We start from the raw sequence: 3,156 nt of genomic DNA on the forward strand, positions 1-3,156 counted from the left end.
ATCCTCGCTACGGGCGCTATTCTCGGACAGCCTCCTGGCCACAAAACGACACCTCACTGAGGAAACCGAAAAGTCACAAACTGAACTGATGCCCAAGATAAACGTCACGCACCGTCTGGTTGGAAAGTACCGTATGGCTGTCGCCTTCTGCGATGATATGCCCTTCGCTGACGATATAGGCCTTCTCACAGATATCCAGGGTTTCCCGGACGTTATGGTCGGTGATCAGTACCCCGATGCCCCGGTTTTGCAGATGGCGGATGATGGACTTGATATCACCAACGGAGATCGGGTCAACGCCGGCAAAGGGTTCATCCAGCAGAATAAAGGTCGGGTCGGTGGCCAGGGCCCGGGCTATCTCTGCCCGTCGTCTCTCGCCACCGGATAGCGCCATGCCGATACTGTCGCGAAGATGGCCGATATGGAACTCTGCCAGCAGCGACTCCATTTTCTCGACCCGTTGCTTTTTATTCAGGTCTTTTCTGGTTTCAAGAATAGCCAGAATATTGTCCTGCACGGTAAGGCGACGAAATATTGAGGCTTCCTGGGGGAGGTAACCGATACCGGCACGGGCCCGGTGGTGCATGGCCTGAAAGGTCAGGTCCTGCTGGTCAATGGTGACTTTGCCGCCATCGGCTTTCACCAGCCCGACAATCATATAAAAACAGGTGGTTTTGCCTGCGCCATTGGGGCCCAGAAGGCCAACGATCTGGCCACTGTTAACCTGCACAGAGACATCTTTCACCACCTCTCTGCCTTTGTAGCTTTTGCCAAGATGTTCTGCCTTGAGAATTGCCATCACTTTTTTTCCTGGCGGGGCTGGATAACCATTTGTACCCGGCCACTGTCTCCCTGATTGGGCGTACTTTTGGCATTGACGGTTTGCAGTGTCAGGTTGTAGTCAATCTTTTCGCCCCGGAAGGTGTCGCCCTTTTGGGAGAGTTGGGCGTTTTTGATCAGTTCAATCTGGTCACCGTCCACATCGTAGCGAATGGTGTTGCCCCAGGCCTGGACGATTCCCTGCTCACCGGGTTGCATCTCTTCATAATAAGCCCTGGCCTTGTTGCCCCGGGCAATGACCCGGGTTAGCTCCCGATCTTTGGTGTAGATGGTGATTATGTCACCGGTGATGCGCGTGGTCCCCTGGGTCATCACCACATCACCACGATAAACAGATACCCCTTTTTTATTATCAATGTCCGCGGTGTCTGAATTGATTTTGATAGGCTGCTGGCGATCAGCAGGTAATGCCATGGCCATCAATGGGACAAACAGCAGTCCGGTCAGCCATTTTCGGTTCAGGGGTGCGCTTGATTGTAGTATTTGTGTCAAATCAATGATTCTGCCAATAAGCAGCTTACTCCGTCTCATAGATCCCCCGTACTCTGGACTTTAATTGAATCTTCCCCTGCTGGTACCAGGCGGTCATCCCGATAGCTCTCGTCTCTCCGGTCTCGCTGGTAATCAGGACAGGGCGATCAGTGTCGGCAATTTCCTCGTTTGGCGACAGGGTGAGGAAGTCGGTGTCCATTCTGAGTTTTTGTTCATAGGTCGGTTGCGTGACTGACGGGCTGCTCTGGATGACCACGACATTATCCCACAGTTCAATATCTTTACCACCGGGCAGCAATTTTCCGTTCTCTGACGTTGACACCGTGAGCTGGCCATGGTCACTGACGTTAGTCATGATGGGGCGTTGCAGAAGCGTGTTGTCATTATGGGGGTAGTGGGTAATGCTGTCGGACTGCAACTGGTATTGTAACGCTCCAAAGATGTCGTACTCCTTGATCAGGGCATCCACCAGAAAGTAGTCAGCATCCTGGCGGATGATTGGTGAAGAACGGGCGCGGGTGGTTACTGTTGTACCGTCGTAGGCCCAATAACCGACGGCCAGCATCAGCACAAGGGTTGCAGAGATAATCAGGTGATTGCGATAGGTCATCCGGGGTCCGTAACTGATAGCCTGGAGCCGAGCAGCCCTGAGCCGATAGCAGCCCTGAGCCGATGGCAGCCCTGAGCCGATCAAAAAATGTTTAAACCACGCCCGCTTTTAGCAAGTCATGCATATTGATGGCACCGACAGCATGTCGGTCATGGTCAACACAGATGAGCGCATTAATCTTGCGATCATCCATAATTTTCAGTGCTTCAGCGGCAAGAATGTCAGGGGTGATGGTGGTGCACTTGATGGTCATTACCTCGTCAATGGTGGTGTTGCGGGGGTCAACCCCGTGATCCAGCGCCCGACGAAGATCACCGTCGGTAAAGATACCAACGACGACGTTGTTGTCATCAATAATGGATGTCATGCCCAGACCCTTGCGGGTCATTTCCAGCAGGGCCTCACTCAGGGGTGTGCCTTTTTTCACCGTTGGGATTCGATTGCCGTCATGCATGATATCCTGCACTTTCAACAGCAGCCTGCGACCCAGGGCACCGCCGGGGTGGGAAAAGGCGAAGTCTTCTGCAGTAAAGCCGCGGGCTTCCAGCAGGGCGATGGCCAGTGCGTCACCCATCACCAGCTGTGTGGTGGTGCTGGATGTTGGTGCCAGATCAAGCGGGCAGGCTTCTTTATCAACCCCTGTGTTCAGATTGACTTCAGCGGCCTGGGCCAGGGTCGAAGCGGCTTTGCCGGTCATGCTGATCACTGCGGCACCCATTCGTTTGAACAGCGGCAGCAAGGTGATCACTTCGGCGGTTTCACCGGAGTTGGAGATCGCCAGCACCACATCGTCTGCGGTGATCATACCCATGTCGCCATGGCTGGCCTCACCGGGATGGACATAAAACGCCGGTGTACCGGTACTGGCCAGGGTGGCACTGATTTTACGGGCAATATGTCCTGACTTGCCCATCCCCACCACGACAATTCGGCCCCGGCACTGCAGCATTAACCGGCAGGCATTACTGAAGTCTTCACCAACACGTGGCAACAATGCTTCAATAGCATCCTTTTCGATCTTGATGGTACGACGACCAATGTCAACAAAATTCTGGTCAGGGGTCATGTCAGTAAAGCCTGTTTGTCAGGTAACGACTTTAGGGGAGCTGTCAGGCAAAGCATAACCGTTAAGGCTCCGGTATAAAAAAGTTCAGGGCGCTGTCAGCGCCGGTTGGCATCTAAGGAATTGGCCCGAAATAATTCCGACATTTCTG

4 protein-coding genes are annotated in these 3,156 nt (G+C 53.5%); all 4 read right to left on the reverse strand.

What is annotated here, in order from left to right:
* Positions 1 to 73: 73 nt before the first annotated feature.
* Positions 74 to 799 (reverse strand): LPS export ABC transporter ATP-binding protein, encoded by a 726-nt coding sequence (gene lptB, locus KDK14_RS12435; protein ID WP_257265451.1) that lies wholly within the window; start codon positions 797 to 799, stop codon positions 74 to 76.
* Positions 799 to 1,371, reverse strand: a complete 573-nt coding sequence (gene lptA / locus KDK14_RS12440; RefSeq protein WP_257265452.1) for a lipopolysaccharide transport periplasmic protein LptA — start codon at positions 1,369 to 1,371, stop codon at positions 799 to 801. Before lptA ends, lptB begins: the two co-directional genes overlap by 1 nt.
* The gene (lptC, locus tag KDK14_RS12445; RefSeq protein WP_257265453.1) at positions 1,358 to 1,942 is read right to left on the reverse strand and encodes an LPS export ABC transporter periplasmic protein LptC; all 585 of its coding nucleotides are present in this window, start codon (positions 1,940 to 1,942) and stop codon (positions 1,358 to 1,360) included. Before lptC ends, lptA begins: the two co-directional genes overlap by 14 nt.
* Before the next feature lie 91 nt (positions 1,943 to 2,033).
* Positions 2,034 to 3,008, reverse strand: a complete 975-nt coding sequence (locus KDK14_RS12450) for a KpsF/GutQ family sugar-phosphate isomerase (RefSeq protein ID WP_257265454.1) — start codon at positions 3,006 to 3,008, stop codon at positions 2,034 to 2,036.
* Positions 3,009 to 3,156 lie beyond the last annotated feature (148 nt).

It is taken from the genome of Endozoicomonas sp. ONNA2, from assembly GCF_024606365.1.
Lineage (GTDB): Bacteria > Pseudomonadota > Gammaproteobacteria > Pseudomonadales > Endozoicomonadaceae > Endozoicomonas.

What these genes read in the sequence shown, in the direction of transcription:
- lptB (WP_257265451.1), bottom strand. Translation starts at nt 799, where the DNA reads ATGGCAATTCTCAAGGCAGAACATCTTGGCAAAAGCTACAAAGGCAGA.
- lptA (WP_257265452.1), bottom strand. Translation starts at nt 1,371, where the DNA reads ATGAGACGGAGTAAGCTGCTTATTGGCAGAATCATTGATTTGACACAA.
- lptC (WP_257265453.1), bottom strand. Translation starts at nt 1,942, where the DNA reads ATGACCTATCGCAATCACCTGATTATCTCTGCAACCCTTGTGCTGATG.
- KDK14_RS12450 (WP_257265454.1), bottom strand. Translation starts at nt 3,008, where the DNA reads ATGACCCCTGACCAGAATTTTGTTGACATTGGTCGTCGTACCATCAAG.